Annotated in this window: 1 protein-coding gene and 1 pseudogene; one reads left to right on the top strand and one right to left on the bottom strand. The window is 48.3% G+C overall.

What is annotated here, in order from left to right:
- A partial coding sequence (locus tag WG8_RS28955) for a cache domain-containing protein (protein ID WP_043891321.1) occupies positions 1 to 886 on the bottom strand: 886 nt, incomplete at its 3' end.
- 408 nt (positions 887 to 1,294) lie between these two features.
- Between WG8_RS28955 and WG8_RS26810 the strand changes: the two are divergent.
- Positions 1,295 to 1,785 (top strand): annotated as a pseudogene (locus WG8_RS26810) (ABC transporter permease subunit); the annotation flags it as partial.

The raw sequence follows: 1,785 nt of genomic DNA on the forward strand, positions 1-1,785 counted from the left end.
GGCTACCCGCCAGCAGCTCCTCACGATTGACTCCCAGATATACCTTCCATTTTAAGTAACCGCTTTCAAGAAAAACGCCGCTGTATCCCTTCTGCCCCTGATTCGCAGACACGTCAGCTTCCCATCTGCCCCGCTGCTCGTTGGCACCGATGGACAGCTGTCTGGCCGCAAGGGCAGGATCGGATGCGTAAATAACATTCCGGTTCTGATCGAGGACGGTGACCTTAACGGTCGGAAGCTCCAGCGTCTCCACAAATTTAGGGATAAAATCGGGACTGATGAAGATGGCCATGACTGCCAGCGGTTGATATTCCTCGTCCATCAGCAGACGGGAGCCGATCAGGGCAGGGAAGGCCCCGTCTTTAAACTGGTTGATCTCCCTGACTCCGGTAATGACAAAACCGCCCCGCTCTGCTAGCGCTTGTTGATACCAATCCTCATCCATAACCTTTTCTTTGGGGTTAATTACCGTATTCCCGCTTATTCGGTAGCCGTTGACGGTTCCGTTCATACCGTAGATCATCAGTCCCTTGATTGAGGAGTTGATGGAAGGATAGGCCCCCATGAGCCGGGCCATCGTTCTCTGTGCATTGATTTCCGCGGTCCCCCACTGCTCCTTGGCCAAATAAGGCTTATTTAAAAAGCTGAAAATGTCCGGTAAATAATACGGGATCATTGTAAACCGGTCAAAATCCCTGACCTGGCGTTCAATCGATGTATTCAGCTGGGCCAAAATCACATTCAGATCCTGCTCATTCCGGGCCTGCAGCATCATGGAGGATTTACGGTAGGCCATCGTCCCGATCAGCAGCGCCGGAATGCTGCTCAAAAGAATGAACACGACAAAAAGCTTTGTCTGAAAACGAATGTTGGACAATTTCTGCATGCTCTCACCTCTGATGTCTCGGTCTTGAACGCACCGTTTCATTCTTCCAACTCCCTGTCAATAGATACATGAAGTTTACATCGCACTTATCATTATTGCAATGTTTATAAAAATTAAAATATTATTTTAGTTATTATTGCGTTTTATTAGCTAAATGAGCTGTTGACACCGCTTTCTTCCAATGATACGATGGCGTCGTAAATACAAAACGAGTATTTCGTTTAGTTAAATTAACTAAACAAACAAAAACATTTTATGTTAAGTCATCTCGCTTTATCCATCCAAGAGGAGACATGATCTATGAAAAAATTGAAATTGGGTTATGCTCCGCCACGCCATTTTACCTTCAGCGCCGAAGATGCATTCAAGTACAAAATCGCCATTCGCCTTTAGATTGAGAGCTTTGCCCTTCTCGGTCTGCTTATTTTGATTATCGTTGTGTCTGCTTTAAACCCCGGATTTTTGGAACCCCTTAATATTTTGAATCTGCTGTGGCAGGTGGCCGTTAACGCCTTGATCGCATTCGGGATGATCTTTGTTATGCTCACCGGGGGCATCGATCTATCGGTAGGCTCCACGCTTGCTCTATCCAGCACCCTGATGGCGAGCCTGCTGGGAGTCGGCTTCCCTCCCCTGCTGACCATTGTGGTCGGTCACGTCATCGGGGCGATGCTCGGTGCAGTCAATGGCTTGATGGTCACCAAAGGAAAGATGGCTTCCTTTATCGCCACACTGGCCACAATGACCATTTTCCGTGGAGTGAACATGGTTTTTACGGGAGGCAACCCGATTACAGGGCTCAGCGACAGTGTGATGTTCCAGCTGTTGTGCTCGGCGGTACCAGCCTTTTTAGAGGAAGGGGACGGATTGTCGTCATGCTGATCGGGGCGCTGATTATC

The sequence above is a fragment of the Paenibacillus sp. Aloe-11 genome, assembly GCF_000245715.1.
GTDB lineage: Bacteria > Bacillota > Bacilli > Paenibacillales > Paenibacillaceae > Paenibacillus > Paenibacillus kribbensis.